The sequence below is a fragment of the Bacillus sp. FG16 genome (genome assembly GCF_057809515.1).
In genome coordinates this window covers 1-503 of sequence record NZ_JBMDKC010000319.1, presented here as the reverse complement: position 1 = coordinate 503, position 503 = coordinate 1, and the positions used below count along the sequence as shown (strand labels likewise).

General features: G+C 41.9%; 2 protein-coding genes. Both read left to right on the top strand.

All coding sequences use genetic code 11. From position 1 onward, the window contains the following. Positions 1-302, top strand: a 302-nt coding sequence (gene terL / locus ACODS7_RS32520) for a phage terminase large subunit (protein ID WP_488828682.1), incomplete at its 5' end; no start/stop codon positions are given. After that, the coding region (locus ACODS7_RS32515; protein ID WP_488828680.1) for a hypothetical protein at positions 299-503 on the top strand (205 nt) is incomplete at its 3' end. The genes terL and ACODS7_RS32515, both read left to right, overlap by 4 nt.

Below are 503 nucleotides of genomic sequence, written 5' to 3'. Positions count from 1 at the left end.
TGAATCCACAAGGCGGGAAAGTTGCACGTGTGAATGCAGTTTCACCGTATATTGAATCAGGAAATGTATACTTACCGAGGCAAGCACCTTGGGTGCATGATTTTGTGGAAGAATGTGCTTCTTTTCCAAATGGAAAAAATGACGATCAAACGGACGCGATGTCACAAGCGCTGAATCGATTTATTTATTATCATGCGAATGAAAAGTTTGTTCCATCAGAACCGGTGACACTAGAGGAGAAAGTGCATCGCCACATCATTAGACTATCAAGAGGAAGAAGGAAAGGAGGACAACTACAATGACGTATGTTGTCTTTTTTGTATTGGTCGCGGTTATTATCTTTCTAGGTGCATTTGCATACAAAATAGAACACGTACACCAGAAAGAACGTGATGTGTGGAAACAAGAACGAAAAGAATTGTATGATCGTATCCAAGCGCCATCCTTTGCGGAATACAAGCAGGGGGAAGTGAAGATGGTGAAGGCGCAAAAAGAAGACAAGC